Origin of the sequence: Parabacteroides sp. AM17-47, assembly GCF_003434625.1 — a bacterium.
Lineage (GTDB): Bacteria > Bacteroidota > Bacteroidia > Bacteroidales > Tannerellaceae > Parabacteroides > Parabacteroides distasonis.
Window position 1 is genome coordinate 208,934 of sequence record NZ_QTLI01000001.1, and the last position, 16,040, is coordinate 224,973.

At 39.5% G+C, this 16,040-nt stretch carries 16 protein-coding genes; 11 read left to right on the forward strand and 5 right to left on the reverse strand.

Annotated features, from left to right (window positions below; translation table 11 throughout):
- Window positions 1-2 precede the first annotated feature (2 nt).
- Both DW205_RS01020 and DW205_RS01025 read right to left on the reverse strand, forming a co-directional pair.
- Window positions 3-560: a helix-turn-helix transcriptional regulator gene (locus DW205_RS01020; protein ID WP_057316516.1), complete on the reverse strand. Its 558-nt coding sequence runs from the start codon at window positions 558-560 to the stop codon at window positions 3-5.
- Window positions 548-808 (reverse strand): hypothetical protein, encoded by a 261-nt coding sequence (locus DW205_RS01025; protein WP_008780397.1) that lies wholly within the window; start codon window positions 806-808, stop codon window positions 548-550. Before DW205_RS01025 ends, DW205_RS01020 begins: the two co-directional genes overlap by 13 nt.
- Before the next feature lie 140 nt (window positions 809-948).
- Between DW205_RS01025 and DW205_RS01030 the strand changes: the two genes are divergently transcribed.
- From DW205_RS01030 to DW205_RS01050, 5 genes are all read left to right on the forward strand, one after another.
- Entirely contained in the window at window positions 949-1,605 is a 657-nt protein-coding gene (locus DW205_RS01030; protein ID WP_121963033.1) for a S24 family peptidase, read from the forward strand.
- Between the two features lie 37 nt (window positions 1,606-1,642).
- Window positions 1,643-2,638 (forward strand): DnaB-like helicase C-terminal domain-containing protein, encoded by a 996-nt coding sequence (locus tag DW205_RS01035; RefSeq protein ID WP_121963034.1) that lies wholly within the window; start codon window positions 1,643-1,645, stop codon window positions 2,636-2,638.
- A gap of 186 nt (window positions 2,639-2,824) precedes the next feature.
- Window positions 2,825-3,406, forward strand: coding sequence for a hypothetical protein (locus DW205_RS01040; protein ID WP_121963035.1), 582 nt, complete (start codon window positions 2,825-2,827; stop codon window positions 3,404-3,406).
- 16 nt (window positions 3,407-3,422) lie between these two features.
- Window positions 3,423-4,232, forward strand: a complete 810-nt coding sequence (locus DW205_RS01045; RefSeq protein ID WP_121963036.1) for a hypothetical protein — start codon at window positions 3,423-3,425, stop codon at window positions 4,230-4,232.
- A 45-nt stretch (window positions 4,233-4,277) separates the two neighbouring features.
- Complete coding sequence (locus DW205_RS01050; RefSeq protein ID WP_121963037.1) at window positions 4,278-4,553, forward strand: hypothetical protein; 276 nt, start codon at window positions 4,278-4,280, stop codon at window positions 4,551-4,553.
- A 131-nt stretch (window positions 4,554-4,684) separates the two neighbouring features.
- Here the strand turns inward: DW205_RS01050 and DW205_RS01055 are convergent, their stop codons facing one another.
- Window positions 4,685-5,206 carry a GNAT family N-acetyltransferase gene (locus tag DW205_RS01055; protein ID WP_005868101.1) on the reverse strand — a complete coding sequence of 174 codons (522 nt, stop codon included), beginning with the start codon at window positions 5,204-5,206 and terminating at the stop codon, window positions 4,685-4,687.
- Window positions 5,207-5,247: 41 nt separating this feature from the next.
- Window positions 5,248-7,446: a tetratricopeptide repeat protein gene (locus DW205_RS01060; RefSeq protein WP_005868103.1), complete on the reverse strand. Its 2,199-nt coding sequence runs from the start codon at window positions 7,444-7,446 to the stop codon at window positions 5,248-5,250.
- An 86-nt stretch (window positions 7,447-7,532) separates the two neighbouring features.
- Between DW205_RS01060 and lepA the strand changes: the two genes are divergently transcribed.
- Window positions 7,533-9,320, forward strand: a complete 1,788-nt coding sequence (gene lepA, locus DW205_RS01065) for a translation elongation factor 4 (RefSeq protein ID WP_005868105.1) — start codon at window positions 7,533-7,535, stop codon at window positions 9,318-9,320.
- A 96-nt stretch (window positions 9,321-9,416) separates the two neighbouring features.
- Here lepA and DW205_RS01070 read toward each other — a convergent pair whose 3' ends face one another.
- Window positions 9,417-10,256: a S1 RNA-binding domain-containing protein gene (locus tag DW205_RS01070; RefSeq protein ID WP_005856099.1), complete on the reverse strand. Its 840-nt coding sequence runs from the start codon at window positions 10,254-10,256 to the stop codon at window positions 9,417-9,419.
- A gap of 195 nt (window positions 10,257-10,451) precedes the next feature.
- On the opposite strand from DW205_RS01070, the gene DW205_RS01075 reads away from it, so the two are divergent.
- The 5 genes from DW205_RS01075 to pseC are packed head-to-tail and all read left to right on the forward strand — an operon-like array spanning window position 10,452 to window position 16,028.
- The gene (locus tag DW205_RS01075) at window positions 10,452-11,264 is read left to right on the forward strand and encodes a polysaccharide biosynthesis/export family protein (RefSeq protein ID WP_008778266.1); all 813 of its coding nucleotides are present in this window, start codon (window positions 10,452-10,454) and stop codon (window positions 11,262-11,264) included.
- 10 nt (window positions 11,265-11,274) lie between these two features.
- Window positions 11,275-12,897 (forward strand): GNVR domain-containing protein, encoded by a 1,623-nt coding sequence (locus DW205_RS01080; RefSeq protein WP_005868107.1) that lies wholly within the window; start codon window positions 11,275-11,277, stop codon window positions 12,895-12,897.
- Window positions 12,897-13,826 carry a hypothetical protein gene (locus DW205_RS01085; protein ID WP_005868109.1) on the forward strand — a complete coding sequence of 310 codons (930 nt, stop codon included), beginning with the start codon at window positions 12,897-12,899 and terminating at the stop codon, window positions 13,824-13,826. Before DW205_RS01080 ends, DW205_RS01085 begins: the two co-directional genes overlap by 1 nt.
- Before the next feature lie 22 nt (window positions 13,827-13,848).
- The gene (gene pseB, locus DW205_RS01090; RefSeq protein WP_005868112.1) at window positions 13,849-14,871 is read left to right on the forward strand and encodes a UDP-N-acetylglucosamine 4,6-dehydratase (inverting); all 1,023 of its coding nucleotides are present in this window, start codon (window positions 13,849-13,851) and stop codon (window positions 14,869-14,871) included.
- Window positions 14,868-16,028, forward strand: a complete 1,161-nt coding sequence (pseC, locus tag DW205_RS01095; RefSeq protein ID WP_005868114.1) for a UDP-4-amino-4,6-dideoxy-N-acetyl-beta-L-altrosamine transaminase — start codon at window positions 14,868-14,870, stop codon at window positions 16,026-16,028. The genes pseB and pseC overlap by 4 nt, the downstream gene beginning before the upstream one ends.
- The last annotated feature ends 12 nt before the right edge of the window (window positions 16,029-16,040 follow it).

A 16,040-nucleotide genomic window follows, 5' to 3' on the forward strand; every position in this document is an offset into this window, starting at 1 on the left:
GATTATTCGCCCTTAAATAGATTCTTTTCGTTCGCGTATCGCATGAACTCCGCCATGGAGTGTATCGAGAGTTTCCGGAAAACGTTCTTCCGGTGGTTCTTTACGGTGTGGGACGAGATGAAAAGCGTTTCCGCGATCTCTTCGTCTTTCTTGCCATAGTAGCAAAGCTCCATCACCCGAAGCTGGCTGTCTGATAATGTACTGTTGAACTTCGGTTCACAGATTTTCTTGAACCCGTCACATTCTCCTCGTAGAGGGCAGCCGACAAACTCGAATTTGAAATTCCAGTTCTCATCCACGTCTATCATGTTATCGTACAGCCCGAAGTTGCATTTGATAAACCTGCGTACAGCCAAGAAATCCCGGTAGCATTTATTCCCGTCGTAGCGGGCGTAATACTTGCGGAGTGCCGCATAAGCCTCCGGATAGAACTCTTCCAAAATCTCAAGGAAACTTTGAATGAAATCCGTATCGGACTCTTTCAGTTGGCGTTCCGGCTGTCCCTGCTCTTTGATAGTTACTTCGCCGGAGGGGGTGGTATAGAATTCTATTGCGCGCATACCTTATCCTCCTTTGGGAATAATTCACTGGCAGGAATGCCAAGTTCTCTTTCTATCACTTCTTGGGCTAACGCATCCGGTTGGTAGACTCCCGCTACCCAACATCTGACAGCCGATTCAGATCGTTTGGTAATGGTGGCTATCTTTTGGATGAAAGCCTTCTTAGGCGGCGTGTTGTCCATGGAGAAGTAGATCTCTCTGAACGAACGAGCGCCAGTCTCATGACCTTGTAGGTTTAATTTTTCCATTTTTGCCTCCTTACATTATTATATATGTTCTAATTTCTTTACCTTTGATGTTGTATTAATTATTACAAGTGCAAATATAGATATATTTATCTACAAACAAAACTATATGTAGATAATTTTATCTATTTAACAAATTATCTATGGCAAAGCAAGAAGTAAGTCAATTAAGAGATAGAGTCAAGGCTTTTATTTTATCAAAAGGACTTAGTGTTAGAGCTTTTGAGGCGTCTGTAGGGCTTCCAAATGGTTCTGTAGCTCAATATTCCGATTCAACAAGCAAGGAAACATTAAAAAAAATCTCAGAAGTATATACTGATTTTGACATAGACTATATTATTTCTGGTCGGAATAAAGATGTAGATACTAATATCTACAATGACCGACAACCAATTCTTGATATTCGTGTTTGTGCGGGGAACGGTATAGGTTTAGAGGGGGACGAGAACAAAATAACTGAATGGGTTTCCATCCCAGCATTTAAAGGATGCCGAGGGATTATGGTATTTGGTGATAGTATGTATGATAAATATAAATCTGGCGATATCATATTTGTTCGTAGGATCGAAAGTCGGGATGATATAGACTATGGCCAGTGTTACGTTGTCATAACCCAAGAAGATCGATATATAAAGAATCTTTATGAGAGCTCTAAAGGTGATGGCTATATTACAATGGTTTCATACAATATGGAACTGAACCCTGATGGCCGTCGTAAGTTCCCAGACCGGGATATTGCTAAGAGTGAAATCTTATTCCTTTATAAGGTTGCAGGAAAGTTAAGAAGAAATCAACTTTAAATCTAAATAAAAACTTTTGTTTTATAAATTCGATATTATGGAAAATCAAGGTAAAAGTGTGAGCTATAGCCGAGAACCTCAAAAGATAAATGAGATTCTAAAAGAAACTATTGATAAGATTCAATGTGCTGCAAATGTAAAGGGTTTTATCTTTGGGATAAATACTGGTTTTGATGAACTGAATAATTTGATTGGTGGGTGGCAAAATGGTCAGCTTATTGTAATTGGAGGACGTCCTGCGATGGGAAAAACAGAATTAATACTATCCATGATAAAAAATATTGCCCTAAGAGAAAGTCCAATACCGGTTGCTTTGTTCTCGCAAGAAATGAATCAGATTCAAATAACGAATGCTTTGATTGCAAATATTTGTGAGATTCCTTATCAAAAATTATCAAGTGGTTATTTGGAATCTTTTGAATGGGAACGATTAGACAAGAACATAGAGGAATTGAAATATGCTCCAATAATGATTGATGATACACCTCGTTTAAGTATTTGTGATTTGTGTAATAAGGCAGAACGATTAGTTTATGAACAAGGTGTGAAAATTATTTTTGTTGATTATTTACAATTGCTTTTTGTTGATAATAAATCTTTTGATACAAGATATGCTGAAATAAATTACATAACAAGAGAGCTGAAAGTTTTAGCAAGAGAGCTAAATATTCCTATTGTAGTAACTTCACAATTAAATAGAAATTTAGAAGATCGAAATGGAATATATGGTAAAAGGCCACAATTGACTGATTATCGTGATAGTGGTACAATATGCGATGATGTAGATGTTGCATGTTTCATTCATCGACCTGAATATTATCATATAACAGAGGATGAACGAGGAAACTCCTTAATAGGTTTGGCAGAGTTTATTGTTGCAAAAAATCGTATGGGTTCTATTGGAGATGTTCGATTGAAGTTTAAAAGAGAATTTTTCAAATTTGATGAATATGAAGAATTCAATCAGAAGGATAATTTCGCTATTAAAAATCTTGTTGATCAGATCTTTAAAGATAACGATGTGCCTTTTTAACCATGTAAAATAATACTTATAATGATAACTTTAGCAATAAAGGATAAGTTTCTTGGTTAATGTTGGCTTATGCTTTCACAAGGAAATAATGATTGAAAATTTTTAATTATGGAACTAAAGGATTTTGTGAAAGAGACATTAATGCAGATAACAGAAATAGGGTAATAGTGATAAATACGATAATATATGGCAAAGGTAAAGATAAATAACAACATAAAATCCAATTATGACACATATAAAGTGCTCGTAGAAGGAGGCAAAACCATTCTTGTCTCACCTATTGTAGTAGACCAGACAAAGAGCAATCACAAAACAATCAAGGAAAAGGTCGTACAGGCAAAACATGAGTCACTGGAAAAGGATCTTGAATTTGTTGTACAAATAAAGGCGGACGACCCGACTGACTTTAAGTTCAAACTCAAATGTCCGGCATTCGACAACAGCTACTTTTTCAGATATGACTCAGCGGGCGCATGTCATCGCAATTCAGGCCTTGATGTCCCCATTGACCAGCAGCGAGTGCCTACACCGCATTTTCACAAATTTATGCAGACGGGCGAAGAAATTGCATACAAAACGGAAGTTTTGAAAGACCAAAAGCAAGCGGAAGTGCTGGAAGATGTATCTTTGTGCATCGCTCATTTTTGCACGGAGTCAAACACGAAGGGCAATAGCGCAGATACACCCGAAATAGAAGTGCAGTCACCTGGAACTCTGCCTTTTGTTTACGAAAGCGATATCGATCCTTTGAGTGGTATAAACTTTTAATTGACATGAAATTGAAATGGATACAAGTATTTTAAATAATATCGTGGAAGTACACAGTCGGCTCTGGAATTTCAAGCAAAGAGGGGAAACAGTCGAAATTATCACACCTTGCTTCACGACAAGCGACAGCTTCGTTTCCGTCTTTCTTACACAGAGAGGCGATGAGTTTGTCGTAACAGACGGAGGGTGGATTTCCGAAAAGTATTACAACGACTTGATTGATTTGGAAGACAACCATTTCAACAGATTGTACGAATATTATCTGACGCAATACAACATATCTACCATCGAGGCAAAGGAAAGACTATTCTATTATAAAAAGACAACTAACTGGGCGATGATACCCAATTTGGTTTATGAGGTCGCTAATTTCATATCTGCAATCGTAAGTTCCTCTTTCATCCAGTTTGAATCAAAGAAAGAGGCTGACGCAATCAGAAGATTCCGAAAACATGCGGACAGCTTTATTGCCTCTTTTAAAAGCAAGGAGCAGGTCGATTTTGGCAAGTCCATTCATGAAAGGTACAGCAGGGTCAAGTTTAATGCCGTAATCAAGAATAACAATAGGCTGTCTTTGGTCAATTACATAACCGGTTCAACTGATTACAATTTTATCAACAGTATCGGTAAAACCAATATGAACTTTGAAATCATCGAGAAATCAGGAATGACGGATTTTATTGACAAAAAGATAGCCCTGGTAAACGACATGGCATCCGGTTATAAAATGGACAAAATAGCCCCTTATCTGGAGTTCATGAGTGGGAAATCCCAACTGGAAATCGTCCTATGGAGCGACAAGAACAGGATAATGAAGCTTGTATAGTATGCCTCAAATAGTAGCTTTGATGGGAAAATAAGAAAATGCAACATGTCCGGAATCACATTAAAAATCGACAAGGGCAAGTCTTCCGCTTTCTCCGAGATTATGGGATTGCTCCAGTCTTTTCCGGGATTAAAGGAATGCAAGAAGCATTATTCGGTAAAGCTGACGGAAGAGGATATTTTCCGGTTCCGGAATGAGTTGGAGCGGATCATGCAACTCTTGCCTCATTTGAGCGAAAAGGAGTGGTTCGATATTCCTGCTTACGGGACGGATGAATGGGCTAACTGGATGATAGACCTGCATCAAAAAAGACGACTATAAATGTCGTTTTTACTATGTATTTACAGTATCTGTTGTAACAAATTGATAATCAAATTGTATTATCCGCACTCGAAATGCGGTGAGCGGGTAACCGCTCCCTGGGTTCGAATCCCAGTCTTTCCGCTTGATAACTATAACTTATTCACGCAGAATACTAAATGAAGCATATCGATATTGCGATAATGTTTTATGAAATTTGCGATTTCCCTCATATCGTTTCTTAGTGCTACTTTTTGAGAGGGGATATTTGTGTCCCGTATGATGGAGTATACTTTGTCGAAGTTAAGGATATTGAAGGCGTATTCCTTACAAGCTATGGCGGCTTCGGTAGCATAACCTTTATGCCAGTATTCCGCCCTAAGCAAATAACCGATCTCCGGAACCTGTTGACCATTGAATTCTTGATAGGTGAGACCACATTGACCGATAAGCTCTCCGCTGTCTTTCTCTATCATCCCCCATAAACCAAAACCATCGTTTTGATACCTCCTTAATTGCTTATCAAGCCATTCTTGTACCTCTTTTTTACTGAACGCTCCCTCGTAAGCGTACATTACAATCGGATCTTGTAAAAGCTTACAGATATTATTAAAATCATCTTGTTTTAATTCCCTTAATAGGAGTCGCTTTGTCTCTAATATCATCTCTTTCATACGATATTTCTTTTTGTCTTCTCAAATTGTTGGATGACTAGTTAGAATATATCGCTCAAGGAATACCGGAGTTGATCCATCATCAACGGCACTTCCGCCTCCTCGATTCCCGCTACAAGAAGATCGGGAATATCTTGATTGAACTGCTCTTGGAACTTCGAGAAATCACCGGACTCTTTCTCCACGGCTTTTTTATAAAAAGCAAGCGCTCCCTTGATATTCTGTAATGCCCATTCCGTATGTCCCGCATTCAAGAAATCTTGGGTGTTGGGTTGATTATCCATGATCTTTTTGTAATAATTACGGGCCTGATCGTATTTACCGGTCAAGAAAGAACACCAAGCTATTGGACGCCAAGCCTTCGTACTTTTATTGTCCAGATAATCTACCTTGAAATAATATTTCAGCGCCTCATTATAATTCTTGAGTTCAAGATGGCAGTGGCCGATACATATTTGGATCGATAAATCATCCGGATTGAAAGCCTCGTAACGATGATAGTATTTCAACGCTTCTTCCGGTTGCTTTAAGGTACGGTAACAACCGGCGATCCGGCGAATAACCCATTTACTGTCTGGATTGATAAGATCCGCATGTAAATAAGCCTCCAAGGCGCCTTGTATATCGCCATTCATTTGTTTGCAGTAACCGATTTTCTGGAATAAGATATCACTTTCTTGATTTGCGTCGGATAAGCGATTGTAGATCGTGAGCGCGTCGAGGAAGTAATTCTTCCGGAGATAATACTCCGCTATAGTTGTCAAACTTTCCTCATCACTGACGTAAGGCTGCAAAATTGGCAGGTTATGAAAGTCTAGCGCAGATGTAAATATGTCATCAAAATCCAGATGTCCCGGATAAAGTTTGAAGAAACGATACAAGTCCTGTATGTACTGTCCGGATATGATTTCCAGTTTTCCCCGTTTACTGATCAATTCCTCCTTCGTTTGCTGAATCATCTCGGAGGCTTGGCTACCAAATTGTCCCATCATCATTTGACGGGCTTGATCCGGCAATTGCATCATACTGAAATATAAGGAATATTTATCGGAATTACACATGAATGCCGCAAGAGTCATGGAATCTAGCATATCCTTTTCCGTTTGATTCTTGCTCAACTGATTGCCAAAAGCGGAATGCTCGGTCGTGAATGGTATGAACCAGTTACCCAATTCCCGGAAAAAGGGGAAATGCTTTAGGTGCACGAAAGTAGAGTGCATTACGTCCGCACCTTCTTGTTGCAGCTCGCTGAACTCCTCCATTTTCTTCCCTAAGGAACTGTTCGATAACATATTCTGCCACTCCGGATTCATCTCGTTTCCGAGAAGTTCCGGATTGATATCCTTTAAGTTTATCTTTTGACTGATTTTAGGGCCTAGCTTGATCATCTCCGGAATGATCTCGTCTTGTAGCTTACGGGTGATCTTCTCTGTCTCACGGGCTAGGATAAAACGAAGGGTAATCGTTCGGATCGCTTTCGTGAAATTAGGAAATCCCTCGGATAAAGCCGCTAGTCGATCCGCTATCTGCGGATATAACGCCGTACGTTTTCTATAGGTATAGAGTGTCAGGAGAATCCCGATCAACGCGCGGTAACGAATCTCATCTTCTTGGAGATTGGCCGCATCGAATAATAATAGCAGTTTCTCCTTATCGAAAGCGGCTTGCAACCCCAGCATTAATGCTGATACGATTTGGCTACCGATGATAAAAGGCAACTCTTGGTCATTCAATAGGTTCCTGATGGAGGCTATTTCTTCCTTATTGAGAGGATTCGAGGTCCAGATCTTATTGAATAATAGGATCGTGGCGGATTCGATTTGCTGCTGCTCCGTAATGGTTCCGGTCGGAGTCTCTATCTTCACCAAAGAGGCGTTTCTCAAAACCTTATGGAGCTGGTCATAGTTGGTAAGCTCCTTTTGCATCATTCGCCTACGGCTATAATAGGAGAGAGGCGAATCTACCGATAAGGCCTTGTGCTTCACTATATCCGCGAACTCATAGCTGGATGCGATCAAGTTGTTGTATATTTGGTCTTGCATCGGATCTTTAGCCCCCTCGATCCGGTATCGCAACATATATTTATAAGTATCTTGTAGCTCGTTCAACCTGTCTTGGAATGAGTACTCACGTATTCCCGCTATTAAACCTTGGAGAAAATCGAACGCATTCTTTAGCTCCTTTTCGTCTAATGAACCGATAATTCGGTTGTATGCTTTATTTATTTCTTGTATTGTCATATACTATTAACAACAAATGGTATGCCAAAAGTATAGTATTTAGGCTAAATTTCCTATCTTCGCGTACCTAAAAATAAATTTAGCAGATGAAGAATATCCGCAATTTCTGTATTATTGCTCATATTGACCATGGGAAAAGTACCTTGGCAGACCGTTTGCTTGAGTATACCAAGACAGTAGAAGGTAAAGACATGCAAGCTCAAGTCCTTGACGACATGGATTTAGAGCGTGAGCGTGGTATTACGATCAAGAGCCATGCGATCCAGATGAAGTATAATTATAAGGGTGAAGAATATATACTGAACCTGATCGATACTCCGGGACACGTGGACTTCTCGTATGAGGTTTCCCGTTCTATCGCCGCCTGCGAGGGTGCGTTGCTGATCGTGGATGCGGCCCAAGGTATTCAGGCGCAAACCATCTCTAACCTGTATATGGCGATAGAGAATGACTTAGAGATTATTCCGGTGATGAACAAGATCGACCTGCCTAGCGCCATGCCGGAGGAGGTAGAGGACCAGATCGTGGAACTGTTGGGCTGCCCTCGTGAGGATATCTTACGGGCGAGCGGAAAGACAGGCGAGGGAGTGACTGAGATCTTGAATACGATCGTGGAGAAGGTCCCGGCTCCGAAAGGTGACCCGGAGGCTCCGTTGCAGTGTCTGATTTTTGACTCCGTTTTTAATCCGTTCCGTGGTATTATCGCTTACTTCAAGGTGGTAAACGGCGTGATCCGTAAAGGTGACCATGTGAAGTTTATCGCTACAGGAAAAGAGTATGACGCCGACGAGGTAGGTATATTGAAATTAGATATGTGCCCCCGTGAGGAGATCCGGACGGGAGACGTAGGATATATCATTTCCGGTATCAAGACGTCCCGGGAGGTGCGTGTCGGTGATACGATCACTCATGTGTCTCGCCCGGCTAAAGACGCGATCGCCGGTTTTGAGGAGGTGAAGCCGATGGTCTTCGCCGGTGTCTATCCAATCGATAGCGAGGATTTCGAGAACCTTCGTGCGTCATTGGAGAAATTGCAGTTGAACGACGCTTCCTTGACTTTCCAGCCGGAGAGTTCCGCCGCGTTGGGTTTTGGGTTCCGTTGCGGTTTCTTGGGCTTGTTGCATATGGAGATTGTTCAGGAGCGTTTGGATCGTGAGTTCAATATGGATGTGATAACTACTGTACCGAACGTTTCTTATATCGTGCATACAAAGAAAGGGGAGGAGATCGAGGTACATAATCCGGGAGGCTTGCCGGACCCGACTTTGATTGATCATATCGACGAGCCGTTTATCCGTGCTTCCGTGATCACGAACACTACCTATATCGGCCCGATCATGACACTCTGTCTGGGTAAACGTGGCATCCTGCTTAAGCAAGAATATATTTCAGGTGATCGTGTCGAGATTCATTATGACTTGCCGTTGGGCGAGATCGTAATCGACTTTTATGATAAGTTGAAGAGTATTTCAAAAGGGTATGCTTCTTTCGATTACCATTTACATGATTTCCGTCCCAGTAAGTTGGCTAAATTAGATATCCTGTTGAACGGTGAGCCGGTAGACGCTTTGTCTACATTGACGCACGTGGATAATAGCGTTACTTTCGGACGTCGTATGTGCGAGAAACTGAAAGAGTTGATCCCCCGCCAGCAATTCGATATCGCTATCCAAGCGGCGATAGGCGCTAAGATTATCGCTCGTGAGACAATTAAGGCTGTCCGTAAAGACGTGACGGCGAAATGTTATGGAGGCGATATCTCCCGTAAGCGTAAATTGCTGGAAAAACAGAAAGAGGGAAAGAAACGAATGAAGCAGATCGGTACGGTAGAAGTTCCGCAAAAAGCGTTCTTGGCCGTATTGAAGCTGGATTAGAAAGTCAATGGAATCCGTTCGCTAACTCAATGGATTTATAAAGAAAAGTCAATGGATTCTGTAACGGATTCCATTGACTTTTTTTATATAAATGGGTCACTTCTCGTTCACGAGCCGTATCCCGCCATCTTCCAGCGTGATAAGATGTTGCTTATAGAGTGCCCCGATCGCTTGTTTGAAAGCTTTCTTGCTACAGCGGAATAAGGAATAGATCACGTCCGGATCGCTCTTGTCGTGTACCGGGATGTATCCCCCTTGTGTTTTCATCGCTTCCAGAATGACGCCGGCGATCCCCTCTACCTTTTGGTAGCCTTGCGGCGTTAGGCTTACGTCTATCTTATCATCCTCACGTACCTCTTTTATATAGCCTTTCAGATGCTCACCTTTCTCAAGACGCTGGAATACCTCATTATAATAGATCAATCCCCAATGCTGGTTATTGATGATCACCTTATAGCCAAGATCCGTCTCATCGGCTACCAATAACTGAACCTCTTGATTCTGCTCGTAATCGATAGGGGTATTGTTCAAGAACTTCTCGATACGTGCGGATGCCATGATACGTCCTGTCACATGATCCAACCGGACGTAGACTAAGTACCATTTTCCCTCTCTCATCGGCATTTTCTGCTCCTTGAAAGGAACGAGCAAATCTTTCATGATACCCCATTCCAGAAATGCGCCGGCATTATTCACGTCTTTTACTTCCATGAACTGGAACTCCCCGACCGTTGCCAGAGGACGTGCGGTAGTAGCGATCAACCTCCCTTCATTATCATGATAAATAAACACCTCGACCTCATCCCCGGGTTTCACGTTTTTAGGTACGTAACGAGTCGGCAACAAGATCTCCACCCCGTTACCTCCATCCAGATAAACCCCAAAGTCAAGGTCTTTCACTATTTTCAGCGTGTTGTATTTTCCTATCTCAACCATATGTTTTTGTTTTGTCACAAACTTACGCAATAATCATGAAAAAGCGGTAAAAACAACTATAATTTTGATTTAGCATGCAGCAATATCTAGACAATTGCATCGTTATAGAAGTATCTTTGGACTTACGGGTGCTTTATGCCTTTGAGTTCAACTAAAAATTGTATATTTGCATCTTATTTGAAGAAAACAAAGATTATGAGAATTAAATTAATATCAGTAGTGATATTGTTTGTCTTGTTGCTAGGGGCTTGTTCCGCACCTAAAGACGTAGTGTATTTGCAAGGAGTAGATACTTTGACTCCAGAACAGATTAGTCAAATGAATCAAACTTATACGTCTCGTATCAGTAAAGATGATTTACTGGCGATATCTGTTACAGCTCCGGATCCGTCCGTGACGACGCCATTTAATCCCCCTGTTTTCGCGTATGCGCAGCAAGGTGACCAACCTATCGCTGCCTCTCAATCAATGTATACTTATCTTGTTGATTCGGATGGTAACATAAATTTCCCAGTATTAGGGAAGATTCATGTCGCAGGTTTATCAAAACAAGAACTGTGTGATGAGCTACAAAGTAAATTGTCAAAATACATAGAAAACCCATTGGTTAACGTGCAGATTACAAATTATAGAATTACGGTAATGGGAGAGGTAAATCGTCCCGGTACTTTTACTATAAAGAATGATCGAATCTCTATTTTAGATGCGTTTGGGTATGTTGGAGATTTGGCGATTACAGCCAATAGGAAGAATATTTTGCTGATAAGAGATAATGATGGGCAAAAAGAATTTGTTCGTATGGATATAACTGATCCTTCGCTATTTACATCTCCCTATTTTTATTTAAGGCAAAATGACGTTATTTATGTTGAGCCCAATTTGGCAAAGCAGCGTAATTCTCGATTTAGTCAAAGCAAACAGTATAATATAACTGTGTTCTCCTCGATAATTAGTGCGATTTCTGTTATTTCTTCGATGGTAATCACGATTATTAATATTAAGAAGTAATTGTTTAGCTATGGATTCAACAAATATAGGAAATGAGACTATAAGTTTAAAGTCTATTCTAATAGGGTATCTGAGGCACTGGAGATTATTTCTAGGCACTTTTGTTATATCTCTAATACCAGCTGTATTATATTTGATTTATTATCCGACAACTTACGAAATAATGGCTCGTTTTAAAGTTCAAGATGATACTTCCATGTCCTCAGGAAATATGTCTTTGGGAGATGCGGCAGGTTTGATGAAATCTTTTGGTTTGAGTGGAGGAGGTAGTGCGGGTATTGTTATTGATGATGAATTAGCGGTGTTAAAATCTCATACTTTATGGTATGAGGTTGTTTCAAAATTAGGCTTAAATGCAGAGTATGTTGAACCGTTAACTTGGAAATATAAACAGTATGTAAATACCCCTTTTCTGATGGTTGCAGATTCTAGTACATTGAAATCTCAAGAGGAAACAATAGAGTTTTATGTCCGGGAAGATCGTGAGGGAAAAATAAAGATCGAAGGGAAGACAAAAAGTCAGAAGCGGTCTTATGAGTTTTCTTCATTACCTGCGATCGTTGAATTCGGTGATAATCGGTTTGTCCTAAGTTATGGAACTAACCATAAATTGGGAGAAAGCATGAAACTTTATATAACCATGAGGCCGGCTGGTTTTGTTGGAGATGATTTTGCGCAGGATATAGAAATTGAGACTTACTCAGATAATTCAAATGTTATAGAATGTACTTTGAGGGAATATGAGAAAAAACGAGGCATTGACGTTTTAAACGCATTAATGTTTGAATATAATAATCGTGCCGATTCAATAAATAATAAAGAAGCTCGTGCTACAATACAGTTTTTGGATGAGCGAATCAATAAGGTAATATCGGATTTAGCTAATGCTGAACGATCTATAGAGATCTATAAGAAAAATAACCAAATGACTGACTTGACAGCCGATGTGCAATTTTATGTGGATCAAATGAAAGAGATCCAAACGAAAATTGTTGAGATGGAGGCTCAAGGGCATGCTATTAGATTTATGGAAGACTTCGTGCAAAATCCTGCTAATAAGTATAATTTGGTACCCGTATTGATGAATGTCCAAGAAGGAGAGAAAGGCGGTTCCATAACTACTTATAATGAGTTGTTGGTAAATCGTCAGCGAATGTTGCAAAACTCGAAAGAGGACAACCCTTTATTTACTGTGATGGATAAGCAATTAGATCAAATGCGTAAGAGTGTTGCCCTTACGATCAAGAATGCGCAAGAAAGCCTGAATTTGACATTGAAAGATCTCAAGTCTAAGGAGAAGGCTATTTTGGATAAAATGGGTAACGTTCCAACTCAAGAACGAGAATTCATGAATTATAAGCGTGATCAAGAGATTGCTCAAGGTGTTTATTTGATATTATTACAAAAACGAGAAGAGGCATTATTGAAATTAAATAAAAGTATGAATAGGGCATTGATTGTTGATGAGGCATTTGTGAAGAGTACACCCGTGGCCCCTCGTAAACTATATGCTGCTCTCGCCGTGTTTTTATTGACAATTGTGGTTCCTGTCGTATATTTATTCTGTAAAGAGCAACTTATAGAACTAAAAAGAGAATACGATAAAACAAGGAAACAAGCTGGCGTGATATAATGGATACTGATATATATATATGTTCTAAGCCATTGCAATATTTTAATGTAAGAAATATTGGATATGGAAATGCATCTTCAAAAAAGGTTCTAATTATTTTAGGACATTTTAGGGATGCGGAATTGTTCTTTCATCAAGTTAAGACATTTGATGATACATGGAATGATATATTATATTTCAAAGATTTGTTTCATTTGGATTTATATTTGTTTTTTCACCCAGTAAATACGTTGTTCGTAGAGGTAGATGCTTCTTTTGTTTATGGAATATTTTTTAAGCTATCCCGATTTAAACGAATGTATATGTTTGAAGAAGGATTCGGAAGCTACAGAAGAGATCGTTTTGATAATTCAAAAGGCTTGAAGAATATAATAAATAAGCTTACGGGTGTTGGTGACCATATTGGTTTTTCAAAGTTTCTTACGGGGCAGTTTCTTTATTTGCCGGATTTGTATAGGTCTCAGTTCCCAGGATATTCAAAATCTTTGAAATCATTCCAGAAGCCCTTTGTTAAGAGGTTAAGGGAAGAATTACCATTGTTTTTGAATTTTTCTACGGGATATGAAGAATTTTTATCTGTGAAAAATAAATCGGTTGGAATTTATTTAACTAATCATCAAATTAATGTAAACATATTGAAAACTCTGGATAAAGAGAAAAATGATTTTGATTATGTTTATGTGAAATTGCATCCTCATATAAAAAAAACAGAGGATTTGTATCAATATGGATTAAAAATAGTACAATCAAACATAATGGTTGAGTTTTTAATTCTAATCTTGTTGGATAATGGAAATAAACTTTCTGTTTTTCATGAAAATAGTACATCAGTGATTTGGTTTCAGGATCGTATTATTAATAAAAATATGGGACAACCATTTGAAGAGTATGATATTGTAGCTTCTTATATACAATCGAAGGAGTTATAGAATAGATATAAATAGAAGTAATATGTTAAATGAAAAGTCTGTTTTAATTACTGGAGGAACAGGTTCTTTTGGTAAAAAATTCGTGGAGACAATCCTTCGTGATTATCCTCAAGTGAAAAGAATTGTTATTTATTCACGTGACGAGTTGAAACAGTTTGAGCTGAAGCAAAAATACCCTGCGTCAAAGTATCCTCAATTACGTTTCTTTATTGGAGACGTCCGGGATGGAGAACGTTTGGAACGTGCTTGCGAAGGCATAGATGTAATTATTCATGCTGCGGCTATTAAGCAAGTGGATACGGCCGAATATAATCCGGATGAATGCATAAAGACAAATGTACATGGAGCTCAAAATGTGATTAATGCAGCCTTGCGTACAAAAGTAAAGCATGTTGTGGCTTTATCTACGGATAAGGCTTGTGCTCCGATTAATTTATATGGGGCTACAAAGCTGACTTCTGATAAGTTGTTTGTTGCCGCAAATAATATTAGTGGTCCGCGGGATATCAAGTTTTCAGTGGTCCGTTATGGCAATGTTATGGGATCAAGGGGCTCTGTTATTCCTTTTTTCATTAACAAGAGAGATTCAGGTGCGGTAGAGTTACCTATTACGAATATGAAGATGACTCGTTTCAATATTTCGTTAGAAGCGGGAGTTGCTTTGGTCATGTTCGCTATCGGTCATCATTTAGGAGGTGAGATTTTTATTCCTAAGATTCCATCTTATCGAATAGTGGATGTTGCGAAGGCTATTGCGCCTAACCTTCCATTGGTGGAGGTCGGTATACGCCCCGGGGAAAAATTGCATGAGGAAATGATTACGGTCACGGATGCCATGAATACTATAGATCTAGGTCCTTATTATGCGATCTTGCCCTCTGTTGCGTTTAATCATAAATATGAAGACTATGTAAATCATCATAATGCGGTTAAGGTTCCAGAGGGATTCCATTATAGTTCTGATACGAATACGGAATGGGAGACTGTAGAGTCTATGCGGGAAAAAATAAAGAAATATGTAGATCCTAATTTTGAGATAAAATGATTACTAAACCTATTCCTTATGGACGTCAGCATATTACGGATGAGGATATTCAATGTGTAATAGATGCCTTAAAGTCGGATTATTTAACTCAAGGACCAAAAATAAAAGAATTTGAGGAGGCTTTTGCCTCTTATGTCGGCTGTAAATATGCTATAGCAGTTAATAATGCTACGGCGGCTCTTCATTTAGCGGCTACGGCACTTGATGTGAATCCGGGTGATAAAGTGATTGTAACTCCTTTGACTTTTGCGGCTAGTGCTAATTGTATTCGCTATCGGGGAGGCGAGGTTGTCTTCTGTGATGTAGAAGAAGATACCTATTTGATGGATATAAAGAAATTAAGCCGTTTATTGTCGCAATCTCCTAAAGGCACTTATAAAGGAATTGTTTTGGTAGATTTTGCGGGTTATCCAGCCAATTTGGAGGCCTTTCGTCAATTGGCGGATGAGTACGGCTTATGGATTATAGAAGATGCTTGTCATGCGCCAGGTGGATATTTTATTGATAGTAAAGGTGAGAAGCAGCTATGTGGCAATGGGAACTTTGCGGATGTTAGTGTTTTTTCGTTTCATCCGGTAAAACATATTGCGACTGGCGAGGGGGGGATGGCTACGACAAATTGTAAGGAATTATATGAAAAACTTTGTCTATACCGTACACACGGCATTACCAAGAACCCGGCACTTTTACACGAGAACCATGGTGGCTGGTATTATGAGATGCAGGAGCTTGGATATAATTATCGAATTACTGATTTTCAGGCAGCTTTAGGGATATCTCAATTGAAAAGAGCCGATATGGGATTAGCACGGCGGCAAGAGATTGCCCGGCGATATAGGGAAGGTCTTTCCGATCTGAAGGGGGTTAAGCTTCCTTTTGTATCGGATCAGGTCTTTCATGCCTATCATTTATTTATAATCCAAGTGGAGGACAGATTAGGATTATATGATTATTTGCATAAAAGTAATATTTATGCGCAAGTTCATTATGTTCCTTTGCATCTGACCCCTTATTATAAGCAATTAGGAAATAAAGAAGGCGATCAACCTGTAATGGAGGAATACTATAAGCATTGTTTGAGTCTGCCGATGTATCCGACATTGACGGATGAAGAACAGGAATATGTAATTGTGAAGATCAAAGAATTCCTTTCTTAAAAAGAAATTGTA